Source organism: Kitasatospora sp. NBC_01287, assembly GCF_026340565.1.
Classification (GTDB): domain Bacteria; phylum Actinomycetota; class Actinomycetes; order Streptomycetales; family Streptomycetaceae; genus Kitasatospora.
In genome coordinates this window covers 271661-293454 of the sequence record NZ_JAPEPB010000001.1, presented here as the reverse complement: position 1 = coordinate 293454, position 21794 = coordinate 271661, and the positions used below count along the sequence as shown (strand labels likewise).

Here is a 21794-nt window from a genome sequence, read left to right as displayed (position 1 = left end):
AGGCCTTAGGCGCGGGGCTTCGCCCGGACGTGCATGCGCTCGCCCTGCCGCCCGAAGAGGCTGAGGATCTCCACCGGCCGACCGTCCGCGCTGCTGAACCAGTGGGGCACCCGGGTGTCGAACTCGGCGGCCTCACCGGGGCCGAGGACCAGGTCGTGCTCGGCGAGGACGAGCCGCAGCCGCCCGCCCAGCACGTACAGCCACTCGTAGCCCTCGTGGGTCCGCAGCTCCGGCTCGGTGCCCCGATCGGCGATCACCATCTTGTACGCCTGGAGGGGGCCGGGGCCCCGGGTCAGTGGGAGGGCCGAGCCGCCGTCGGGCAGGGCGCGGGGCGCCAGCCGCACCCGGGGGTCTCCCACCGCGGGGGCGCCTACCAGGTCGTCCAGCGGCACCTGGTAGACGGTGGCCAGCGGCAGTAGCAGTTCCAGGCTCGGTCGGCGCTGCCCGGACTCCAGCCGCGACAGGGTGCTCTTCGAGATGCCGGTCGCCTCCGCGAGCGCGGCCAGGGTGAGGCCGCGCTTGGCGCGCAGCCGCCTGAGCCGGGGAGCGACCTCGTCGAGGACGGCTTGGTAGGGCAGTGGTCGGTCCGCCCGGTCTTGTTGGTCCGCCCGGTCTTGTCGGTCCGGTCGGTCTTGGTCCGGTCGGTCTGGTTGGTCCATGCGGGCATTCCACTCCGCTGTCCCGGAAATGGCAACACAAGTTGCCGGTCCGAACCCGGCGGGTGCACGCTTCCCGGCATGAACTCACACAGCGACTCCCGACACGACCACGGCCGCACCGCCGGGCACGGACCCGGACACGGCCCCGGGCACCGCCACGGCCACGGCGGCACCGACATCGATTGGGAGGTCATGGCCACCCAACTGGAGAACAGCGGCGAACTGCAGCTCCCGGTCCTGCGCCAGGTGGCGGCCCGGCTGCGCGAGCTGCTCGGCCCGGAGCAACGGGTGCGGCGCGTCCTCGACATCGGCAGCGGGCCCGGTGTGATGACCTGCGTGCTCGCCGAGGCCTTCGAGGACGCCGAGGTGGTCGCCGTGGACGGCGCGCCCGGGCTGCTGGACCACGCCTTGGCGCGCGCCGAGCGGCTGGGGCTCGGGGGCAGGGTGAGCGTCCGGCACGCGGAACTGCCCGAGGGCCTGCACGGCGGCGGCAGCGGTGGCGGCAGCGGTGGCAAGGCCGGGGACGGGCGCGGGGACGGCGGTCTCGGCGCGGCGGACCTGGTCTGGAGCAGCAAGGCCGTGCACCACCTCGGCGATCAGCAGGACGCGCTGGCCGCGCTGGCCGCCGTACTGCGGCCCGGCGGGCTGCTCGCCGTGGCGGAGGGCGGCCTGCCGATGAGGTTCCTGCCGCGTGACCTCGGCATCGGCCGCCCGGGGCTGCAGGCCCGGCTCGACTCCGTCCTGGAGGACTGGTTCGAGGTCATGCGGGCCGAGCTGCCCGGCAGCACCAGCGTGGTCGAGGACTGGCCCGCGATGCTCGGGCGGGCCGGACTGACCGGCACCGGCGGCTTCACCTCGCTCCTCGACCTGCCGGCGCCGCTGGGCGAGGGGCCCCGCGCCTTCCTGCACTCCCACCTGACCCGGATCCGGGAGGCGATGGGTGAGTCCCTTGACGCGGAGGACCGCAAGACCCTCGACGCGCTGCTCGACCCGCAGGGGCCGGACGGCATCCTGCGCCGGCCGGACGCCTTCCTCCTCTCCGCCACCACGGTCTTCACGGGTGTGCGCCCGGGCCGTTGAGCCGGCGGCTCCGGGCGATGCGCGAGACTGACGCGATGAGGAGCGACACGTACGGGCAGCGCCGCGGTGACGGGCATGACGGGCATGACGGGCGCGACGGGTGCGACGGGCGCGACGAGCAGGATCAGCGGCAGGGGCCGAGCGGCGTCGCCGAGCCGGTCGGCCCCGAGGGCCTGACCGTCGGGCGGGTGGCCGCGCTGGTCGGGGTCAGCGTCAAGACCTTGCACCACTGGGACGGGATCGGCCTGGTGCGCCCGAGTGAGCGCACCAGGGCCGGCTACCGGGTGTACTCGGGCGAGGACGTCGCCCGGATCCACCGGGTCCTGGTCTACCGGGAGATCGGCTTCCCGCTCGCCGAGATCGGCCGGATCCTCGACGACCCGGCCGCCGGTGCGCGCGACCACCTGCGGCGGCAGCGGTCGCAGCTGGCGGAGCGGATCTCCCGCCTGCAGCACATGCTCGGCGCGGTCGACCGCATGATGGCGGCGTCGAACGGCGGGATGCGGCTGACTCCGGAGCAGCAGGTCGAGATCTTCGGTGCCGACTGGCAGCCGGCCTGGGTCGAGGAGGCGCAGGAGCGCTGGGGCGACAGCGCCCAGTGGGCCCAGTACGCCGAGCGGGCCGCCGAGATGGAGCCGCAGGACTGGGCGGAGGCCGCCGCCGCGACCGACGCGCTGAACGCCGATCTGGCCGCCGCGTGCCGCGCCGGCCTCGCGCCCGGCTCGGCGGCGGCGAACGCCCTCGCGGAGCGGCATCGGGCCTCGGTGTCGCGGTACTTCGACTGCACGCACGCGATGCACGTCTGTCAGGGGCGGATGTTCGTCGAGGACCCGCGGTTCGCCGAGCACTACGACGCCGTCGCGCCGGGCCTCGCCCGCTGGCTGCGCGAGGTGGTCTTCGCGAACGCCCTGGCCCACGGCGTCGATCCGGCGTCCGCGACCTGGGAGTGATCACGCCGGCCCGCAGCCGGGTTGGCCCGCAGCCGCGCCGGCCCGCAGCCGCGGTGCGGCGCCTGACCGTCAGTGTCAGTGGTCCGGGTGATGATCGGGTACGGAGAAGGCGCGGTGCTCGACCAGGAGCGCGGCGCGCGGTGCGCGGGACGGTTCGGTCCGGGAGGGGTGCGTGATGCGGGTACTGGTCGGTGGCGAGGTCCACGTTCACTACAGTCAGCTCTACGTCGAGAGTGACGCGGAGAAGTTCACCCCGCTGCTGGAGGAGGCGTTCGCGGGCCAGGCCGCCGGCCTCTGCGGCGGTGCGCAGGCCGGGGCGCTGTTCCTGTCGACCGGCCTGCACACCGGCAACGTCGGGTTCACGGTCGAACTGCACGAGCTGCGGCCGCCGGTGGACGACGGGTGGGAGGAGGTGGTCGAGGTCCCGTTCACCCCGGCCTCGGAGCGCACCGTCCTGATGCAGTGGGCGGGCGAAGCGTGCTGGGAGCTCGATCTCGTCGAGACCGACTACCGGGCCCGCTACTGCGCCCGCGGCATGGATCGGGCCAGGGCCGCGGACACCAGGGGAGAGGGGGAGCCGCAGCTGGACCAGTACCTCCTCCAGCTCTGGCCGAGCCCGCCCGCGCCCGCCCGGGTGCTGAAGCAGACCAGTGAGATCGCGGCCTACTGGCACAACTACGCCCGTGAGCTGCCCGCTCCGCCTACTCCCGAGGAACGGGCCGAGGCCCTGCGCCTCGCCCCGGCGCCCGAGCCCGGACCCGGCCCGCAGGGGCGGCCGGTGACCGGCGGCGGGAGGCCGGTGACCGTGCCAGGAGGCGTGCTGCGCATGGTCCCCGTGCCGGCGGAACGGCCCGAAGAGCAGCCCGAGGAGCCGGGGAGCGGAGCCGACGCGTCGTAGCGGTACGCGTCACCCGGCATACGGCATACGGCATACGGCATACGGCACCCGGCACGTGGCTGACGCCCGGCGCGCTCCTGTCGCCCGCCGGGGGCGAGGGAGGGCGCCGGGCCGGTCAGCGGTGGGTGCCGGTCGGGGTCCCGCTGGTCAGCACTGGGGCCGCTTGCCGTGGTTGGCGGCGTGCTTGCGGCGGGCCTTCTTCTTGCGGCGTCGCTTCGATGACATGCCCGCTCCTCTCTCGCTGCTGCGCCTCTCGCCCCCTGCTAACCAACGTCGCACATCGGTGCCCGCTCGGCGCGCTGTCGCCGCCCGGTCCTCGCGTCGCGGTGCCGGCCGCAGCCCTCGCAGTGGCGGTCAGGGGGCCACGCGTCGCCCCCACCCGTGCCACCGCTCGGTTCCCCCGCACCGACCTGACGCCTCGTCAGGTGAGCGGGGGCGCGTCAAGGGCCTCGGTCAGCAACTCGGGCCCGTTGTTGCGGACGCTGTTGACGGTGGTGACGACCGGGCGGGCGATGAGGTGGCCGTTGGCGGGCGTGTGCAGGAGCTGCTGGAGCTCGCGCGGGTCGCTGTGGGCGGGGTCGAGCCAGGCGTCCAGGTCGGCGGGGTCGATGATGAGCGGCATCCGGTCGTGCACCCGCCCGGCGTCGTCGCGTGCCTGGGTGGTGATGATCGTGGTGGTGGTCAGCCAGGCGAGCGGGTCGTCCTCGGGGCGGGTGGGGTCGCGCCAGAACTCGTACAGTCCGGCCATCGCCAGCAGGGTGCCGTCGGCCGGGGCGATGAAGTAGGGCTGCTTGTAGGCCTTCCGGCCGTCCGTGGCAGGCACGGCGACCCACTCGTAGTAGCCGTCGGCGGGCAGCAGGCAGCGCCGGGTGGCGAAGGCCTTGCGGAAGGCCGGCTTCTCGTGGACGGTCTCGGCACGCGCGTTGATCATCCGCGCGCCGCCGCCCGGGTCCTTCGCCCAGGACGGCACCAGCCCCCACCGCAGCGGGCGCAGCAGCCGCGACAGCTCGCCGCTCTCCCGGTCGACCCGCTCCAGGACGGCCCGGACCGGGTCGGTGGGCGCGGTGTTCCAGCTGGGCGCCAGGGTCTCGGCGGGGTCCCAGCTGGTGACACCGAACAGGTTGACCAGGTCCTGCGGGGTGCTGGTGGAGACGAAGCGACCACACATGTTCTCGATACCGTCCGCGTGTTGAAGAGCCGATCTGATCCGTCGCAGGCTCCCAGTATGTGCCAGTGGGCCCGGCGCGGGGTGAGTGGGCCCGACGCCCAAATCAGGTGTCCCGGCGGCGGGGGCCGTGTGAGCATGGGCGGATGACCGGGGACGAGGAGTTCTTCATCGCCGACCTGATCGGCAAGCGGCTGCTGCGGGTGACCGCGGCCTGGCACCACGACGGTGCGGACGAGCCGTCACTGCTCCACCTGTGGCTGCACCTGGAGGGCCTCGGACCGGTCCTCTTCCACACGCCAGGGACAGGCCTGTCGCTGAGGGTCGACCGGCCCCGCGAGCTCTACTCGATGGAGCCGCACGGCCAGGTCACGCTCGCGGACGACTCGCCGGACGTGCCGCTGACCCGGTTCGTCGGCCAGGCGATCCGATCCGTCCGGGAGATCCACCACCGGGACGCCCGGGCGGACTTCGTCGCCGGCCTCACGCTCCAGTTCCCCGGCGGGAGCGTGCGCCTGCTCGCGCTCGACGACGAGCTCGTCCTCGCCCACGACCGGTACCTGGGTCCCGTCGAGGCCCAGCTGCACGAGGACGTGATCCTGGCCAGGGTGGTGCTGACCTGCCACGCCTGCCCGTCCCAGTGGGACGCCTGGACCACTGGTGGCCAGTACCTGTACCTGCGGTACCGGCACGGCGAGGGGAGCGTCGAGCAGCAGCCGAGCGACGATCCCGACACGTGGGACGGCGAGGGATCCAGACTCTGGACCGAGTGGCACGACGGTACGGGGGGCGGCCGCATCGAGCTCGCCGACTTCCTCGCCCTGGCCGGCCTGCGGCTGGCGCCGGACGCCGAACTGTCGTCGCGGTACGAGGAGTAGCGGTACGGCGAGGAGCGGTACGGCGAGGAGCGGTACGAGGAGTAGCGGTCCGGCTGATCTTGACGGGTCGCCGCCGCGGACGCGGTCCGCGGCGGCACCGCGGCTCCCGCCGGAGCCCCGCCTCCACTGGTCGACGACCTGCGGGCGGAGGAGTCCGGCGGGAGTACTAGATTGATCCAGCGCGTGCCGGGCGGACTGACCCCGCCCGGCACGCGACCAGTATCAGGAACAGCTGCAGTTGCAGCAGTTCGGCGGCGGGGCGCAGCAGAAGGACGCACTGGCCTCGGTCATGCCGTGGCCCGCCGTGAGCGACAGGCCGTGCTCGTCGCCGGCCAGCGAGGCCACGTCGAGCTCCAGCGCGAGGTCGGCAACCGCCGCCGCCAGCGACGGCGAACCGTCCTTGAACTCGTTCATCAGACCCTCCAATTCTCATCTGAGTGGGTGTCAGAAGCCGGACGCCGTATTGGCGTCCGGCTTCGGACACTAGTTGAGTATTTCGGCGGTGTGAAGGGCTTGGACTAGACCACTTCGCTCGGCTAGTGTCGGCAGTCGACCAGCCGTCGGCGGCGCTTTGGCCGAGGTTCCCGTACGTACGGGAGCGCTATCCCGCCGCAATCCCGAGGGGAGTGGTGATGAGGCCCAGACTGCTTCCCGACACCCATCTGCTGCCCTCCGAACAGGGCGTGGTGATCCGCGGGCCGCGGCACACGGTCGCTCTCCCGGCGCCCGGTCTCTACCCCTGGCTCGAACGGCTGCGGCCGTTCCTGGACGGTAGCCGCAGTGTCGGCGAACTCGTCGCGGACCTGCCGCCGCAGGCGGCGCAGCACGTCCGCACGCTGGTCGAACTGCTGCTGCGGGAAGGCTTCGTGCGCGACGCCGGCGCCGATCTGCCGCACACGCTGAGCCCGCGGGTCCGTGCCCAGCACGCCGCGATGATCGACTTCATCGCGCTGCGGTCCGACTCTCCCGAGGGCCGCTTCGAACGTTATCGAACGTGCTCACCCGTGGTGGCGGGGTCCGGCCACTTGGCGAGTGCGCTGGTTCTCGCATTGCTCGCGTCCGGAATTGAGCACGTCCGCCTCCTTGTCCCACGAAGCGGCGATCGCGGCGGACCCGGGACGGATATGGCGCGACTGCGCGAATGCGTCGAACTCCTCCGCGCCGCTGGCGGATGTTTCCGCTACGAAGAAATACCTGGAGATCTCTCTGAACCGATCCAGGGTATTGGCACGTTACTGCTCGGCGCGGACGCGCCCGACCGGGAGGCGCAGGTCCGGGCCCGCGCGCTGGCGGCGCGCTCCGGGGCCTGGTACGGGCAGGCGGTCGTCTCGGGACCGCGGGTGCTGATCAGCGCGGTGTCCCGACTTGACGACACGTCAGCGCCCTGGCCGGACGGCGGGTCCGCCGGGGAGGGCGAGGAGCGGCCGAGCCCCTACCTGGGCGGTCCTGTCGCGGCGCTCGCGGCCAACCAGCTCTGCCTGCACCTGCTGCGCCAGGTGGCGGGACTCGACGAGTCCGAGTCCGAGTCCGAGTCCGCGGGGGCGGGCGCGGGCGCGGGTGGGGCGCCGGCGGCCTCCGGCGCGGCGGTGCTGGACCTGGCGACCGCGCGGTTCGTGCCCACCGAACCGGCCCGGCCGGTGTGAACGCGATGACCCCGCACCCGTTCCCGCTGACCCTGTGGTCGGAGGCGGTCTACTCCCGCCGGTCGATCCCCGCCACGCTCGCCACCGGGGCGAGTGCTCCAGGGGCTGCTCCCGGCGCGGCCGAGGCCGATCCGGTCGTGCTCCCCGCTGGGCTCCCCGGCGGGCGGCGCTTCCCGCTGGCCGCGCCGCCGCTGCGCCTGCGGCCCGTGCGCCGGGGCCGGTCGGCCGGACCGGCGGGCCTGGCGGACCCGGCCGTCCTCGCCGCGCTGCTGCACTACTCCTGCGGCCTGATCCAGCACGACCTGACCCCGGGCGGCTGGCCGCTGCACCGCGCCGTAGCCTCCGCGCGCTGCCGCTACCCGAGTGAGCTCTCCCTGGTCGTGCCCGCCCCGGGCGGCGGACACCGCGCGGCCGCGGTGTACCGCTTCGACCCGCTGCACCACCAACTCGCCCTGCTGCAAGGAGCGGTGGGAGACGAAGCTGCCACGGACCCGCCGGGCGGCGCCGGGTCGGCCCGGTTCCTGGTGATCACCAGCCGGTTCGCCCGCACGGCCCAGCTCTACGGCGACTACGCCCCACGACTCTGCGCGCAGGAGGCGGGGATGCTGCTCGGCGCCGTGCACCTGGTGGCCGCCGCGCTCGGCCTGCGCACCCGGCCGGGGCTCGACCGCGAGATCCTGCTCGCCCTCTGCGACGGCTGGACGCCCGCCGGAGAGCACCCGATGGGGTATCTGGAACTGGGTGACGCCCCGCCGACCGGGTCCGCGCCGCAGGCCGCCGTGCCCGGGGCACCCGAGGCGCGCCGGCCGTGGATCCCGCCGGACGCGGCCGCCGTGCTGCGCGCCCGCCACTCCGGTGCCGCGATCTTCGACCCCGAACCGGTGGCCGCCCCGCGCGCGCTGCTCGACGACCTCGGCGCCGCCCTCGCCACCGCACCCTCCGCGGACTTCTCCTGCCACCTGCTGGTCCGTCAGGTCGCCGGCACGCCTGCCGGGCACTACGTCCACACCGGCGACCACTGGCGGCCGGTCCGGGACGGCGACCCGGTGCCGCTGCTCGAACGGATCGGGCAGACCGAGGGGCGGGTGTCGCTGAACTTCCGCACCGTCGCCTGCGTCGCCTACCTGGCCGTGCGGCGCGGCACCGCGCTCGCCCGCTCCGGCGCGGACGCGTTCCGTCAGCTGCACCTGAGCGCGGGGGCGGCTGCCCACCTGGTGTGCGTGGTCGCGGCGCGCCACGGACTGACCGCCCGGGTGCACAACGGCTACGACGCCGCCACCGCCGAGCGACTGCTCGGCCTGACCGTCGACGAGGAGACCGTGCTGTTCCAGGTGGCGATCGGCGCGGCGAAGCCGGCCGCCGGCTTCCGGCTCCCGGTGGTGTTCTGATGGCGGCCCGCGCACCGCGCCCGTCGGCGGCGCAGACCGGCCAGGAACCGGTGGGCGTGCGCCTCGCGGGACTCACCGCCGACGCCCTGGACGGCTCCCGGATCCCGCTGAGCACCGACCTCGCGCTGCGGATCGTCGCGGCGGACCGGGCGATCCGCGCCGACGCCGCCGGGATCGGTGACGCGCTGCACGCCCTGATCGGCACCGAACGGGCGCGCCCGCACAAGGCACGGCTGGTCGGTCTGCGCCGGGCCGTGCACCAGGGCGCCCGGGTCCTCGTCCTGCTGGACGCGGCGGCGCCGCCGGAGGTGGTCGGCCCGGACCTGACCGACCGGATCCACCGTCACGCCGCCCACCGCCAGACCCGTGACGAGTTGTTCGCGCGGCTGACGCACACCCTGCCCGCGGAGACCCGGGAGGCCGCCGCGGCCCTGGGCGCACTCGCGCGGGACCCCGCGTTCGCGGTCGGCCTCGGTTACGCCAGCCCGGACCTCTACGACGACGTGCTGCGCTGGCTGCGCCGCGAGCACCTCGCGTCCGGGCGGCGGCCGCTGGACCGTGCGGCCGTGCGGCTGGCGAAGTACGCGGCCAGGGCGGTGGCCAAGCCCAGCCCGCTGACCACCTTCGCCGCCGGCGGCTTCGGCCGCTGGACGGCGCACGCGGCCGGGAGCGGCGCGAGCACGGGAGCCACCGGCCCCGCCGTGCGCCTGGAGAGCACGGCCAGGGCCGGCGTGGTCGAGGTCGGCCTGCTCCCGCTCTCCCGGATCGCGGCCGCCCTCGCCCACCTGCCCGAGCTCGACGCGGCGGTCCGACTGCGCGTCAACCCGCTGGCCACCCTGGTACCGTCCGCCGACGGGGACCACTGGCTCTTCACCGTCCCCGGGCCCTCGGGCGAGGTGCGCTCGCTGCCGGCCACGCCCGCGCTCGGGGCGATCCTGGCGGCGGCGCGGGAGGCGGGGACGCCGGCCGGCCTGCGCGCGCTGCTCGGTGCTCCTGCCGGATCCGCGACCGGATCTGTTACCGGATCTGCCGCTGGTTCCGGCGCCGGTTCCGCCGCTGGTTCCGGCGGTTCCGCCGCCGGTTCCGCCGATGGGGCGGGACGGGTGGACGCGGTGCTGGCGCGGCTGGTCCGGCTCGGTCTGCTCGAAGTCCGCCCCGATCTGCCGGACCAGCGCCTCACCGCCACGGCGCTGACCGCCTGGCTCGACGAGCGGGTGCCCGAGGGGGAGCGCGGTGAGCGCCTGGTCGGCCTGCTGGACGACCTGCGGACGATCCGCGACCAGCTCGACGCCGCCCGGTCGGCCGCCCCGGCCGAGCACCGCGCCATCGCGGCGACCCTGCACGCGCGCACCGCGGACGCCGCCCGGCGGCTGGGGCTGCTCGGCCCGGGAGAGGAACCCGAGGGCGGCACCCGGTACTTCCACCACACCGTGGTGACCGGCACCGCCGCCACCCTCGACCGGGACGCCTGGCAGCCGGCCCTCGCCGACCTCGCCCTGGTGCCCGCGCTGCTCGCCCCCTTCGACACTCTCGGCCCCCGGCGCGCGGCGCTCCACCAGCGCGCCGTGACCGCCTACGGCGCGGGCTTCCGGCGGCCGTTCACCGCTTTCCTGCGGGACTTCGGCGCTTGGTGGGCCGACGCGACCACGGACGCCCCGACCGAGCGCGACGCGCGGCGGCGGGACGCGCTGCACGGCCTGATCGCGGACACGCCCGAGGACGCCGACGGCACGGTCCGCCTGGCGCCGCAGGCCGTGCGCGCGCTGTGCGGCGACTGGCCCGACCCGCACACCGCCGGTGACCGCCACGCCTACTACGTCCAGGCGCTGCCCGGCACGCCCGCCGGGCTCGGCCTTGTCCTCAACACGGTCACCTGCGGCCACGGCACCGGCCGCAGCAGGATCGCCCAGCTGCTCGGCGCCACCCTCGGCGCACCGGACCCCGGCATCCTGGGCGCACCCGACCTCGGCCCGGGGGCCGCGCAGTACGCCGAGTTCGACGCCGTCTTCGGCAGCGCCCTCAACCAGCGGGCACCGGCGACCCGGGACGCGATCGACCTGGACGGCTCCCTCTCGGACCGGGCATCCGGCCACCTGCTCCGCCCCGCCGACCTGGAGGTGGTGCACGATCGGCAGGCAGAGCGGCTCCGTCTCGTCCACCGCGTCACCGGCCGGGTGGTGCGACCGCTCCACCTTGGCCTGCTCGCCACTCCGCTGCTCCCGCTGCCGGCCCGGCTCCTGGTGGAGGCCTTCGGCCAGACCTCCTACGTCCTCTGGTCGGATTGGCCGCAGCTGTGGCGAAGCGGTCCGCCGAGCCCAAGCCGGCCCGGAACCCCGGCACCGGCGCCGGACGCGCCCCGGCGGGTGGCCCGGCTCGCCCTTGGGTCGGTGGTGCTGCGCCGGGCGTGCTGGTTCGTGGCGGGCGGCCGAGCGCCCGCCCGCGCCGCCGGGGAGACGGACGCCGGGTACCTGGTCCGGGTCCACGGCTGGCGTGAGACGCACGGCCTGCCGCTGCGCTGCTTCCTGCGCACCCTCACCCAGCGGCCCGCCGAGGGGTTCGCCGGCCCCGCGCTGCACGACAAGGACCGCAAGCCGGTGTACCTCGACTTCGGCCACCCGCACCTGCTGCGCCTCTTCGAACACGCGGCGGCCACCGGGCGGCCGCTGCTGCTCACCGAGGCCCTCCCCGAGCTGCACCAGGCCCCCGCCCACCGGGACGGGCGGCGCCACGCGGCCGAGTTCCTGATCGAACTGCCCGCCGGGGACGACCCGTTGACGGGCCTGACGAGCCTGACGGACTCCACGGACTCCACGGACTCCACGGACTCCACGGACTCCACGGACTCCACGGACTCGACGGGCCTGACGGCTTCGGCGGAGCCGACCGCCCCGACGACCGAACGGTGCCCCGACGCATGCTGAGCCGAGAGCCCGAGGACCACTGGGTCAGCGCCCACGTGTTCACCGCCCACCCGCTCGACCTCGTGGTGCGCCGACTGCTCCCGACCGCCGTCGAGGAGTTGCGGCGACGCGGACTGGCCGACCACTACTTCTTCCTCCGCCACTGGCAGCGCGGCCCCCATCTGCGCCTGCGGGTGCGCCTGGTGGAGCCGCGGGCCGAGTCCGCGGCACGCGCGGTGCTCGCCGGGCACGCCACGGCACTCTTCCAGGAGCTGCCGCTGTCAAGGCCCATGACGGAGCGTCAATATCAGGAGCTGGCACAGCGGTTCGCCGCTCTGGAGCCGGAGAGCGAGCCCGGCACGCTGGCCGCCAACGACAGCCTGGCCTTCGTCCCCTACCGGCCCGAGCACGGGAAGTACGGCCACGGCGCCGCGCTGCGGGCCGCCGAGGAGTGCTTCGCGACCTGCAGCGAGCTGGCGACGACTGCCGTCCTGGCCGATTGGAGCCCGGCGCGGCGGCTCGCGCACTGCTTCGCCCTGCTGGTCGGCAGCGAGGGCTCGCAGGCCCGCCCGCCGGCGGAGGTGCCGCCGGGCGTGGCCGAGCAGTACCGGCAGCGGCGGGCCGCCCTGCTGCCCGTCGCCCGCGCGGCGCGCGCCGCCGCGCTCACGGCGGCGGCCGGCGGGGCCGACGCGGACCCGGTCACCCGTTGGCTCGCCGCCCTCCGGCGGGCCCAGGACGAGGCCCAGGACGAGGCCCAGGCCCAGGCCCGGGGTGGGACCCGGGGCGACGCCGGGAGCCCCGACCGGCTGGCCGGCCACCTGGCCCATCTGGCCTGCAACCGCCTGGGCGTGCGACTCGACCAGGAGGCGACGCTGCGCGGTCTGGCCCGGCTCGCGGCGGCCGAACCGGCCGCCGGAGCCGTTCGCGCCGGCCACCAGGGAGCCGGCCACCAGGGAGCCGGCCACGACGACGCCGGCCACGACGACGCCGGTCACGACGACGCCGGTCACGACGACGCCGGTCACGACGACGCCGGTCACGACGACTGAGAAGGACGAGGGACCTGCCATGGCACAGACATCACCGGCGGCCGAACCGCGGTGGCGCGCGGCCCACATCGCCTACTTCGGCGACGGCACCGACGAGTTGATCCTGCGCGCGGTGCGGCCGGTGATCGAGCGCTGCGCCGGGCGCGTCCAGTCGGTCTACGTGCTGCGGCACTGGCGCCGTGGACCCCATCTGCGCCTGGTCGTCCAGGCCACCCCCGAGGCATTCGCCGAGCTGGTGGAGCCGGCGGTGGCCGAACTCGTCGGCGGTCACCTGCGCGAGCACCCGTCCACCGCTCCGGCGCTCGACGAGGCCGCCCTGCTGCCGTTGCACCGCCGGCTTGCCGAGGCGGAGCGGGAGCCCGGCCCGCTCACCCCGTTCTACCCGGACAACTCGATCACCTGGGAGGAGCACGACCGCCGGATCGAGGTGCTGGGCTGCCCGGTCGGCGCGGACGAGCTCGCCCTGTTCTACGAGCGGACCAACGGGCTGCTCTTCGACCACCTGGCGGCCGTCGCGGCCGGTGTCCCGCGCGAGACGCTGGCGCTGCGGCTGATGCTCGCCACCGCGCACATGCTCTGCCGGCATCCCGAGGACGCCTCGATCCGGCGCGGCTTCGTCTCCTTCCGCTCCCATGCCGAGGGCTATCTGAGCACGGCCGGGCCGCGGACCCGTGCGGCCTTCGAGCAGCGGTACGCGGCCAACCACGAGGTGCTCACCGCGCAGGTCCGCTCCGTGGTCGCCGCCTTCGAGCCCGGCGCGGCTGATCCGGAGGGTGAGGCACCGCGCGGCTGGGTCGCGGCGATCGACCCGCTGGGCGGGCGGTGGACCGAGCTGTACGAGGCCGGCGAGATTCCCGAGGCGCCCATCCCGGACGACGAGGAGAACGGCATCGGCGACCTGCTCGCCGCCAGCCCGCTGCACCAGGCGGTTGCCGACAGTGCCGTGTACAAGCAGATGATGTACCGGGATCCACGCTTCCTGCGCTACCGCCTGATGCTCAACTACACCTACCTGCACCTCACCCGGCTCGGGATCCCCGGCCTGACCCGCTACCTGCTCTGCCACCTCGCCGCGAACGCGGTGGAGGAGGTGTACGGCGTCAGCGCCCTCCAACTGGTGCTCGCCACCGCCGCGCAGGACATCGCACCGCAGGACGCCGCACCGCAGGACGTCGTCGCGCCGCAGGCTCGCGGATGACGACCACCGACCCGGCCACGGACCTCGACGCCCACCCGTTGCCCGCCGACAGCAGCGACAGCAGCGACAGCAGCGACATCGCCGACACCGCCGACACCGGCGGCGCCGCGGCGCGCCGCTACCACGCCCGGTACGGCAGCGTGCTGCCCGCGATCGACCTCGCGGCGGGCAACACCCCGCCCAAGCACCACCCCGGCACCCCCGTCATCCCGCTGCCGTTCCCGCCCGGCCCGTCACTGTCCGACGCCTCATCAGCTGACTCATCGTCAACTCAACACGACCAAGTGGCGATCGGAAACCTCGGATCGCTGCTGGCACTGCTGGGCGGCGTCACCCGGATCGACTGGACCGGCGCCGGGGTCGGCCCCGGCCGGCCCGTCCCCTCCGGCGGCGGGGCCTATCCGGGTGAGGTGTACGCGGCCACCGCCTTCGGGCTCTGCCACTACCTGCCGGCGGCCCACGCCCTCGAACTCCTCTCCGCGGCCGACCTGCGGGCCGACCTGGCGGGCGCGCTCAGGCCGTGTCCGACAACTCCCGCCGGGCCCGCGACGTGTCAGACACGGCCTGGCCGGCCCCCGGCCGGGCAGCCGGAGCTGGTCCTGCTGATCACCTCCCGGCAGGACGCCAACCTGGCCCGGTACGGGCCGTTCGGCCACCGGCTGCAGGCGCTCGACACCGGCGTCCTCGCGGGGCAGGCGCTCACCCTGCTGGCCGCGGCGGGCGCCCGGCCGACCGCGCACGGGCTCTTCGCCGACCAGGCGTTGGGCGGGCTGCTCGGGCTCGACCCGCGGGCGGAGCGCGTCCACGCGGTCGTCACCTCCGGTCCGGTCGGCCCGGTCGTGCGCACCGCCGCGCTGCTGGACCGCCGTTCGGCCCGGAGCGGGTTCGAGCCGACCCCGGTGCCGCTCGCGCGGCTGGCCGACCTGCTCGCCCACGCGACGGCCCCGTTCCCGCACGACGAGCTCGACGGTCCCGGCGGCGTGGGTGACCCCGGCGACGCCGGCTGCGAGCTGTACGTCGTGGCCGGCCGGGTGACCGGGCTGGATCCCGGCTGCCACCGGTACGACCCGCGGACCGGGGAACTGGTCCCGCTGGCCCTGGGCGCCACGCCCCGCGACCTGTTCCCGCCCGGTGGGCCGGGCGAACTGGCCGGCTTCGAGTCCGCCTGCGCGCTGCTCGTGGTCGGCGACTACGAACAGGGCTACCAGGAGTACGGCGACCGCTGGTACCGGATGCTCAACCTGCGCGCCGGCATCCTCGGCCAGCGGATCGGCCTGGCCGCCGCGCACACCGGCCTCGGCGCCGGGCTGCGCTGCGACTTCGTCACCGAGGGGACCGACCGCCTGCTGCGAACCCCGCCGGAGCGCACCGCACTGCTGGCCGCCCTGATCGGGCCGGAACGCGGCTCCGGCGCACCCGCCCACCACCTTCTCCCCACCGGAGGCCACCGGTGATCTCACCGAACTCCGCCCCCCGCCTGCGTCCGGACGTGTTCCTGGTGCCGAGCGGCAGCGGCACCGCCTACGTGCGCTCCAGCCGGGGCACCGAGCTGATCGCCACCCCCGGCATCGCCGGCTGGATCGACCGGCTCACCCCGTTCCTGGACGGCACGCGCACGGTGGCCCAATTGCTCGACGGCCTCGACGACACCCGCCGCCCGCTGATCCTCGGCGTGCTGCGACGCCTGGACGAGCACGGGCTGCTGGAGGACCGGGCCGACCCGGGGCCGGCCCGGCGCGCGGCGGCCCATCCGGAGCTGCGGGTGCTGATCCTGGCCACCGCGCGGGGCGGCCGCGCGCTGGACGGCGCGCTGCGACTCACCGGCGTGCGCGCCACCACGCTCGTCACCGACCCCGCCGAGGCCCGGGCCGCCGCGACCGCCGGCCGGCACGACGTCCTGCTGCTGCTCACCGCGGGTGACGATCCGCCGCTCGTCGCCGCGCTCGACGAGCGCTGCCGCGAGCAGGGCCTCTGGTTCGCCGCCGCGGTGAGCGACGCGGACGCCTGGTGGCTCGGCCCGGTCCTCGGCCCCGGCCCCGCCGCCGGCCTGGATCACGGCCTGGATCACGGCCTCCATCACGGCCTGGATCACGGCCTCGACCGGGTCGACGGCGGCTGGCTCGGTGCCTGGCTGCGCGTGCACGGCGGTCCGCTCGACGGCCGGGCCCCGGGCACCGCCGCTGCCGCCGCACGCAGCGCCGAGGGGGTCGAGGGAGTCGAGGTGGCCGCCGCGCTGCTCGCCCACCACTTCCAGCAGACCTTCCTCACCCAGGACCAGGACGCCGCCGACCAGCTGGTCCGCCTGGACCGGCAGACGCTGACCACCACCCGGCACCGCTACCAGCCGCACCCCGCCGCCCGGCCGGCGGCGCCTTCGGGCGAGTCGGAGTTCCTCGCCGTGATCGAGGCGCTGCGTGGCGGCCCGGCGGTGGGCCCCGAGGAGTTCTCCCGGCGGGCCGCGCTCTGCATCGACCCGCTCACCGGGCTGATCGCCGAGCTGGACGAAGGCGGGCTGCCGCAGTTCCCCCGGCACAGCTCCACCGCCCTGGTGCGCGACCCGCGCACCGGCCGGGCCGGCCACCGCGTCCACGCCACCGGGGCGGACTTCGCCGCCGCCCGCGTCCGGACGGCGCGGCGCGCCCTGGAGCGCTACGCCCACCTCGCCGCGGATCCCCGGCGCTACGTCCCGACCTCGGACGGACCGGCCGTCCGGGCCTGGTCGCCGGAGCGCCGCACGACCCGGCTGCTGCCGGCGGCCAGCGTCTTCGCCCACGGTAGGCGTGCGGTGCGCGGCCTCGGCTCCGGTACCACCTTCGACGAGGCGGTGGAGGCGGCCCGCCGCGACCTGCCCGCCGCGGCCCGCGGCGGAACCGTCCTGATCGTCCCGCTCGACCACGACCCGGCCGCCACCCGGGTCCTGCCCTATCTCGTGAAGGCCGTGGGCTGCGATGACTGAGACACTCCTGCCGGCCGGCACCCGCCTGCGGCACGACGGCGGCCTGCTCGGCCAGGCCCTCGCCCGGCGACTCGACGAGGGGTCACCGGCCCGGCCCGGCATCCGCCTGCTCGCGGCCGACACGCCCGACGCCGGGGCGGAGCTGCTGGCGGCGGAGAGCGCCGATGCCGCGACGGGCCGACTGTCCGTCGTCGCCGAGATCGACCGCGTGGTCATCGGCGCGCTGGTGCGCCCCGGCGTCCCCGGCTGCGACCAGTGCCTCGCCGCCCGCCGCGCCGGGGCGCGGGCGGACGCGGCCGAGGACGCCGCCCTGCTCGCGGCCCACGGCACCCGGCTCACCGGCAGCGCCTCCCCGCTGCTCACCCCGCTCGCCGCCGACCTCGCCGCCTCGCTGGCCCTTGGCCGGCTCGCCGAGGCGGGGCCGGCCGCGCGCGCCGTCACCGTGCTCCGCCTGGCCGACCTGCGGATCTCCCGGCACACCTTCCTGCCCGACCCGCACTGCCCGCACTGCGGCGCCCTGCCCGAGGACTCCCGGACCGCCGCCGTGATCCCGCGGGTCGCCCGGCCCAAGCCGGACCCATCCGTCCTGCGGGTGCGCGACCTGCGCACCGCGACGGCCGAACTGGAAGCCCTCCTCGCCGACGACGAGACCGGTGTCATCAAGGGCCTGCGGACCCGCGGCCTGCACACGCTGCCGTTCGCCGAGGCCAAGGTCGGCCCGCCGGAGTCGGTCGACGGCGGCTACGGACGGGCCCTGGACTTCCACAGCGCCAAGGTGACCGCGATCGCCGAGGCACTGGAGCGACTGGGCGGTGGCCGCCCGGGCGGCCACCGGACCGCGGTGCGGGCGAGCCACCGCGAGCTCGCGGCCCAGGACCCCGCGGGCGTCCTGGACCCGGCGAGCGTGGGCGGCCACGAACCGCACCGCTACCAGCAGCCCGGCTTCCCGTTCCAGGCCTACCACCCCGAGCTCGTCATGCCCTGGGTCTGGGGCTACTCGCTCACCCGCGAGCGGCCGGTCCTGGTTCCCGAGAGCCTCGCCTACTACCGCCTGGGCCGGCACGCACCGGGGTCCCGGCCCTTCGTCTCCGAGATCTCCAACGGCTGCGCGCTCGGCGGCTGCGTGGAGGAGGCCGCCCTGTACGGCCTGCTGGAACTCGCCGAGCGCGACGCCTTCCTGCTCACCTGGTACGCGCGGCTGCCGGCTCCCGCGCTCGACCTGCGCACCGCGCGCGACCGCCGGATCGGCCTGCTCGCCGACCGGATCCACGAACGCACCGGCTACCGCGTCGAGGTCTTCGACGTGACCGGCGCGGAGGGCGTCCCCAGCTTCTGGGCCGCCGCCGTGGACACCGAGCGGCAAGCCGGGGCCGTGGGCACTTCCGAGGCCCACCGCCCCAGCGTGCTCTGCGCGGGCGGCTCCGGGCTCGACCCGGAACGCGGCATCTTCGGGGCGCTCCACGAACTGGTCACCGCCATCGAGGCCTACCGGATCATCTACCCGCAGCGCCACGCGGACGCCGTCCGGATGCGCGAGGACGCCGAGCAGGTCCGGCTGATGGACGATCACGCGCTCCTCTACTGCGACCCGGTCGCCGCCCGCCGCCTCGACTTCCTGCTCGCGCCCGACGGCCACCCGCCCCGCGAACGACGGAACGTGCGCGAGCTGGCCGACCGGTACGCCTGGCCCCGCCACGCCGACCTGCGCGCCGACCTGGACGAACTGGTGGGCCGCTTCGCCGCGACCGGCCTCGAAGCGATCGTGGTCGACCAGACCACCCCGGTCCACACCGCCGCCGGGCTCTCCTGCGTCAAGACCCTGGTCCCCGGGCTGCTGCCGATGACCTTCGGCCACCACCTGCGCCGCATCGCGGGCCTGGACCGGGTCCGCGCCGCCCCGCTCACCCTCGGCCACGCCGAGCGGCCGCTGACTGCCGAGGAGGTGAATCCGGAGCCGCACCCGTTCCCGTGACCGGCCCCGCCACGCGCGTCGCGGGCCCTGACGGCGTGCCGCCGTGCGTGACGCGACGGTGCGGCGGCACTACCGCGCGGCGGTGCGGAGGATGCGCTCGGCCACCAGGTCCGGCCGGTCGGTCGGCAGCGCGTGGCCGGCGCCCGGCACGATCTCCACCGTGGCCGTGGGCACGAGCTTGCCGATGCGGTCGGCGACCTCGCGCGAGTCGTGCATGGCACTGCGCGCCCCGAGCAGGAACAGCGCCGGGACGTTCAGGCGGCGCAGCTCCTCGTCGGAGAAGACCGGGGGCACCGGGAGCGCGCGGCGAAATCCCATCGACGCGCGCATCAGGCTCATCAGTTGGCTCTCCAGGATGGTGCTGTTGCCGACCAGACGGGCCAGCCGGGGACGCAGCGGTCGCGGCGCGGCGGCGGCCAGGCCGCCGGCGATCAGCCAGGCGTAGAACCGGGGACCGTAGCCGGCGAAGCCGGCCGGGTCGACCAGGGTGAGGGAAGCGGTCCGGCCGGGGCGGTGGATCTGGTGGTTGAGCGCCAGCCAGCCGCCGAAGGAGCAGCCGACGACCTGGGCGGCCGTCACCTCCAGCTCGGCCAGGAGTTCGTCCAGCCAGGCGGCGCCGTCCTCGCCGCCGCCGATCGGGGCGGTCTGCACGCTCGCGCCCGGTTCGCCGACCGGGTCGACGGCGATGACCGGGCGGTGGCGGGCCAGCCTGTCGATGTACCGGTGCCACATCAGCGCGTTCCCGCCGGAGCCGGACAGCAGCACGATCGGCTCGCCGCTCCGCGGGCCGGTCCGGTAGACGCGGGTGGTCCCGAACGCCGTCGGAACATCGAGCGCCGTCCGCGGCCCGGGCCAGAGTTCCGCGAGGGTCCGCTCGTACGCGGCGTGGAAACGGTCCCTGGCCTGGTCGTTCTTGAACTCGCTGATTCGCATGATACATGTGTATCACGGCATGATACGGGTGTACCAGGGAGGTCTCAGCCATGACCGTGCGGGTCGACCACGAGGAACGCAGACGGCAGATCGCCGAGGCGCTGCTGCGCATCGCCGACACCCAGGGCCTGCAGTCGGCCAGCATGCGGGCGGTCGCCGCCGAGGCCGGCGTCTCCCTGCGGCTGGTGCAGTACTACTTCACGACCAAGGAAGCGCTGCTGCTGGACGCCCTGGCCCGGCTCGCCGCCCAACTGCAGGCTCGAATGGAGGAGTGGATCGGTGCGGCGGGCTCGCCGCCCACGCCGCGCGGCATCGTGACCGCGGTCCTCTCGTGCGTCCTGCCGACCGACCCGGAGAGCCGCCGGATCACCAGGACCTACGCCGCGTACTACACGCTGGTGCTCAGCGATCCCGACGTGCTGGCGAAGCACGGGACGGCCCAGCCCGACCTGCTGGAGGGCTTCCTCGCCCGGCAGATCCGCGCCGCCCAGCAGTCCGGGGAGACCGACCCCGGCGGGAACCCCGAGATGACGGCGGCCGGACTGCTGGCCATGGTCAACGGCCTCGGTTCGAGCGTGCTGGGCGGCCAGCGCACCGGTGACGAAGCGCTGGCGGTCCTCGCCCACCACCTGGACGAGCTGTTCCGACCGCGGTGAGGGGCGCCGGGGACGCCCGTCCCGTCCCCGCCTGTTCCGGCCTCAGCGAACCGAATTGACGCCTCGTCAGATCCGGGCATGGGTGGCGATGTCGGCGGTGAACTCCTCGATCATGGCCGGGGTGACCGTCGGGCGGCAGCGGGCGGTCGCGGCGAGGTAGTCCTCGGTGCTCGCGCCGGCGCTCTCGGGCGGGCCGGGGACCGGGCGGGCCAGGTCGCGTTCGAAGGCGGCCTGGGCCGCGCCGCGGGCGGCGTGCTCGATGTCGGCGGGGGTGAAGGACGCGCTCGCGGCGACCAGCGCGTCCAGGTCGACGGTGGGGCGGTCGGCGGCGTGCCGGCGCCAGATGGCCGCCCGGGCGGCGGCGTCCGGGGTGCCGATCGGCACCAGGTAGTCGAACCGGCCGTGCCGCAGGAAGGCCTGGTCCAGCGAGCGGACCGAGTTGGTCGCGCAGACCAGCAGTCGCTCGTCGCGCTCGCGGAAGCCGGGGATGATCTTGAGCAGTTCGTTGGTGACACCGTGCGCCGCGGCCGCGGCCTCGGATCGCCCGCGCCCGTCCGCCTGACCGGCGCCCAGGCCGCGGGCCGGGGCGATCTCCTCGACCTCGTCGATGAAGACCAGCACCCGCTCCAGCTCGCCGATCCGGGCGAAGGCGGTGCGCAGCGCGGCGGCCGGATTGCCCTGGTCGGCCAGCCGGGAGGGCAGCAGCTCCACGAACGGCCAGCCCAGGCGGGAGGCGATGGCCCGGGCGAAGGTGGTCTTGCCGGTCCCGGGCGGGCCGAAGAGGGCGATCGCGCGCGGCGGGCGCACCCCGTGCCGGGCGGCCAGCTCGGGTTCGGCGAGGGGGCGCACGATCCGGCGCTCGATCAGGTCCTTCTCGGCCTCCATGCCGGCCACCCGCTCCCACAGGTCGCCCGGCAGCAGCCGGCCGCCCAGCTCCTCCAGCAGGTCGACGGCCGTTCCGGCGGCGGGCTCGGCCTTCTCGAAGTAGGCGGCGGCGGGGTGGCGGGTGTATCCCGCGTTGCTCAGCCCCTCGCCGAGCAACTCCTCCTCGGGCAGCACGTAGGCGATCCGGCGGATCCGCAGGGCGACCAGGCGGCGCTCCAGCTCGCGCAGCAGCGCGCTGGCCAGGCCGCGTCCGCGCCAGGCGGGGGCGATGGCGATGCGCATCACCCAGGCCCGCTCGCCCGCGGTGCACGCCAGCGCGGCGCCGATCGTGGCGCCGCCGCGCACGGCGACCACGGCGGGCCTGGGGCCGCCGCCGCTCCCACCGGTACCGCCGCCACCACCGGCCTCGGCACCCACGCCGCTCGCGCCCGGGGCCTGGGGGTGGGCGGTCAGCGCGCTGATGCACTCGGCGAGCGAGAAGACCGACTCCTGTCCGAGCCCGGCCGTGCTGTCGATCAGGTGGACGACATCGGCGAGGTCGTCCTCGCGGTAGTCGTGGATCAGCCAGTTCATGGGTACCGCCC

Annotated in this window: 18 protein-coding genes; 13 read left to right on the top strand and 5 right to left on the bottom strand. The window is 75.4% G+C overall.

Annotation, left to right across the window (positions count from 1 at the left end):
- Positions 1 to 5 precede the first annotated feature (5 nt).
- Positions 6 to 659 (bottom strand): helix-turn-helix domain-containing protein, encoded by a 654-nt coding sequence (locus OG455_RS00865; protein ID WP_266289080.1) that lies wholly within the window; start codon positions 657 to 659, stop codon positions 6 to 8.
- A 78-nt stretch (positions 660 to 737) separates the two neighbouring features.
- Here OG455_RS00865 and OG455_RS00860 point away from each other — a divergent pair, with 78 nt between their 5' ends.
- The 3 genes from OG455_RS00860 (at position 738) to OG455_RS00850 (ending at position 3587) form a co-directional block, all read left to right on the top strand.
- Positions 738 to 1739, top strand: a complete 1002-nt coding sequence (locus OG455_RS00860) for a trans-aconitate 2-methyltransferase (RefSeq protein ID WP_266289078.1) — start codon at positions 738 to 740, stop codon at positions 1737 to 1739.
- 35 nt (positions 1740 to 1774) lie between these two features.
- Positions 1775 to 2689, top strand: coding sequence for a MerR family transcriptional regulator (locus tag OG455_RS00855; RefSeq protein WP_266289076.1), 915 nt, complete (start codon positions 1775 to 1777; stop codon positions 2687 to 2689).
- Between the two features lie 175 nt (positions 2690 to 2864).
- On the top strand, positions 2865 to 3587 hold the full coding sequence (locus OG455_RS00850) for a hypothetical protein (RefSeq protein ID WP_266289074.1): 723 nt from the start codon (positions 2865 to 2867) through the stop codon (positions 3585 to 3587).
- A gap of 421 nt (positions 3588 to 4008) precedes the next feature.
- Here OG455_RS00850 and OG455_RS00845 read toward each other — a convergent pair whose 3' ends face one another.
- Positions 4009 to 4755: an SOS response-associated peptidase gene (locus OG455_RS00845; protein ID WP_266289072.1), complete on the bottom strand. Its 747-nt coding sequence runs from the start codon at positions 4753 to 4755 to the stop codon at positions 4009 to 4011.
- A 143-nt stretch (positions 4756 to 4898) separates the two neighbouring features.
- On the opposite strand from OG455_RS00845, the gene OG455_RS00840 reads away from it, so the two are divergent.
- Positions 4899 to 5630 (top strand): hypothetical protein, encoded by a 732-nt coding sequence (locus tag OG455_RS00840; RefSeq protein WP_266289070.1) that lies wholly within the window; start codon positions 4899 to 4901, stop codon positions 5628 to 5630.
- A 222-nt stretch (positions 5631 to 5852) separates the two neighbouring features.
- Here the strand turns inward: OG455_RS00840 and OG455_RS00835 are convergent, their stop codons facing one another.
- On the bottom strand, positions 5853 to 6044 hold the full coding sequence (locus OG455_RS00835) for a thiomuracin/GE37468 family thiazolyl RiPP peptide (protein ID WP_266289068.1): 192 nt from the start codon (positions 6042 to 6044) through the stop codon (positions 5853 to 5855).
- Positions 6045 to 6169: 125 nt separating this feature from the next.
- Between OG455_RS00835 and OG455_RS00830 the strand changes: the two genes are divergently transcribed.
- Genes OG455_RS00830 through OG455_RS00795 form a run of 8 tightly spaced genes read left to right on the top strand, consistent with a single transcriptional unit; the run spans position 6170 to position 18736 of the window.
- The gene (locus tag OG455_RS00830; protein ID WP_266289066.1) at positions 6170 to 7273 is read left to right on the top strand and encodes a hypothetical protein; all 1104 of its coding nucleotides are present in this window, start codon (positions 6170 to 6172) and stop codon (positions 7271 to 7273) included.
- Positions 7274 to 7278: 5 nt separating this feature from the next.
- Entirely contained in the window at positions 7279 to 8661 is a 1383-nt protein-coding gene (locus tag OG455_RS00825; RefSeq protein WP_266289064.1) for a nitroreductase family protein, read from the top strand.
- Positions 8661 to 11582, top strand: coding sequence for a lantibiotic dehydratase (locus OG455_RS00820; RefSeq protein ID WP_266289062.1), 2922 nt, complete (start codon positions 8661 to 8663; stop codon positions 11580 to 11582). The genes OG455_RS00825 and OG455_RS00820 overlap by 1 nt, the downstream gene beginning before the upstream one ends.
- Complete coding sequence (locus OG455_RS00815; protein ID WP_266289060.1) at positions 11576 to 12610, top strand: lantibiotic dehydratase C-terminal domain-containing protein; 1035 nt, start codon at positions 11576 to 11578, stop codon at positions 12608 to 12610. Before OG455_RS00820 ends, OG455_RS00815 begins: the two co-directional genes overlap by 7 nt.
- Positions 12611 to 12629: 19 nt before the next feature.
- The gene (locus OG455_RS00810; protein WP_266289058.1) at positions 12630 to 13808 is read left to right on the top strand and encodes a thiopeptide maturation pyridine synthase; all 1179 of its coding nucleotides are present in this window, start codon (positions 12630 to 12632) and stop codon (positions 13806 to 13808) included.
- Entirely contained in the window at positions 13805 to 15262 is a 1458-nt protein-coding gene (locus OG455_RS00805; RefSeq protein WP_266289056.1) for a hypothetical protein, read from the top strand. Before OG455_RS00810 ends, OG455_RS00805 begins: the two co-directional genes overlap by 4 nt.
- The gene (locus OG455_RS00800; protein WP_266289054.1) at positions 15259 to 16764 is read left to right on the top strand and encodes a hypothetical protein; all 1506 of its coding nucleotides are present in this window, start codon (positions 15259 to 15261) and stop codon (positions 16762 to 16764) included. Before OG455_RS00805 ends, OG455_RS00800 begins: the two co-directional genes overlap by 4 nt.
- Positions 16757 to 18736 (top strand): TOMM precursor leader peptide-binding protein, encoded by a 1980-nt coding sequence (locus tag OG455_RS00795; RefSeq protein WP_266289052.1) that lies wholly within the window; start codon positions 16757 to 16759, stop codon positions 18734 to 18736. Before OG455_RS00800 ends, OG455_RS00795 begins: the two co-directional genes overlap by 8 nt.
- Positions 18737 to 18805: 69 nt before the next feature.
- Here the strand turns inward: OG455_RS00795 and OG455_RS00790 are convergent, their stop codons facing one another.
- Positions 18806 to 19669, bottom strand: coding sequence for an alpha/beta fold hydrolase (locus tag OG455_RS00790; RefSeq protein ID WP_266289050.1), 864 nt, complete (start codon positions 19667 to 19669; stop codon positions 18806 to 18808).
- Between the two features lie 56 nt (positions 19670 to 19725).
- Here OG455_RS00790 and OG455_RS00785 point away from each other — a divergent pair, with 56 nt between their 5' ends.
- Positions 19726 to 20325, top strand: coding sequence for a TetR/AcrR family transcriptional regulator (locus OG455_RS00785; RefSeq protein ID WP_266300613.1), 600 nt, complete (start codon positions 19726 to 19728; stop codon positions 20323 to 20325).
- Positions 20326 to 20391: 66 nt separating this feature from the next.
- Here the strand turns inward: OG455_RS00785 and OG455_RS00780 are convergent, their stop codons facing one another.
- Positions 20392 to 21783 (bottom strand): ATP-binding protein, encoded by a 1392-nt coding sequence (locus OG455_RS00780; protein ID WP_266289048.1) that lies wholly within the window; start codon positions 21781 to 21783, stop codon positions 20392 to 20394.
- Between the last annotated feature and the right edge of the window lie 11 nt (positions 21784 to 21794).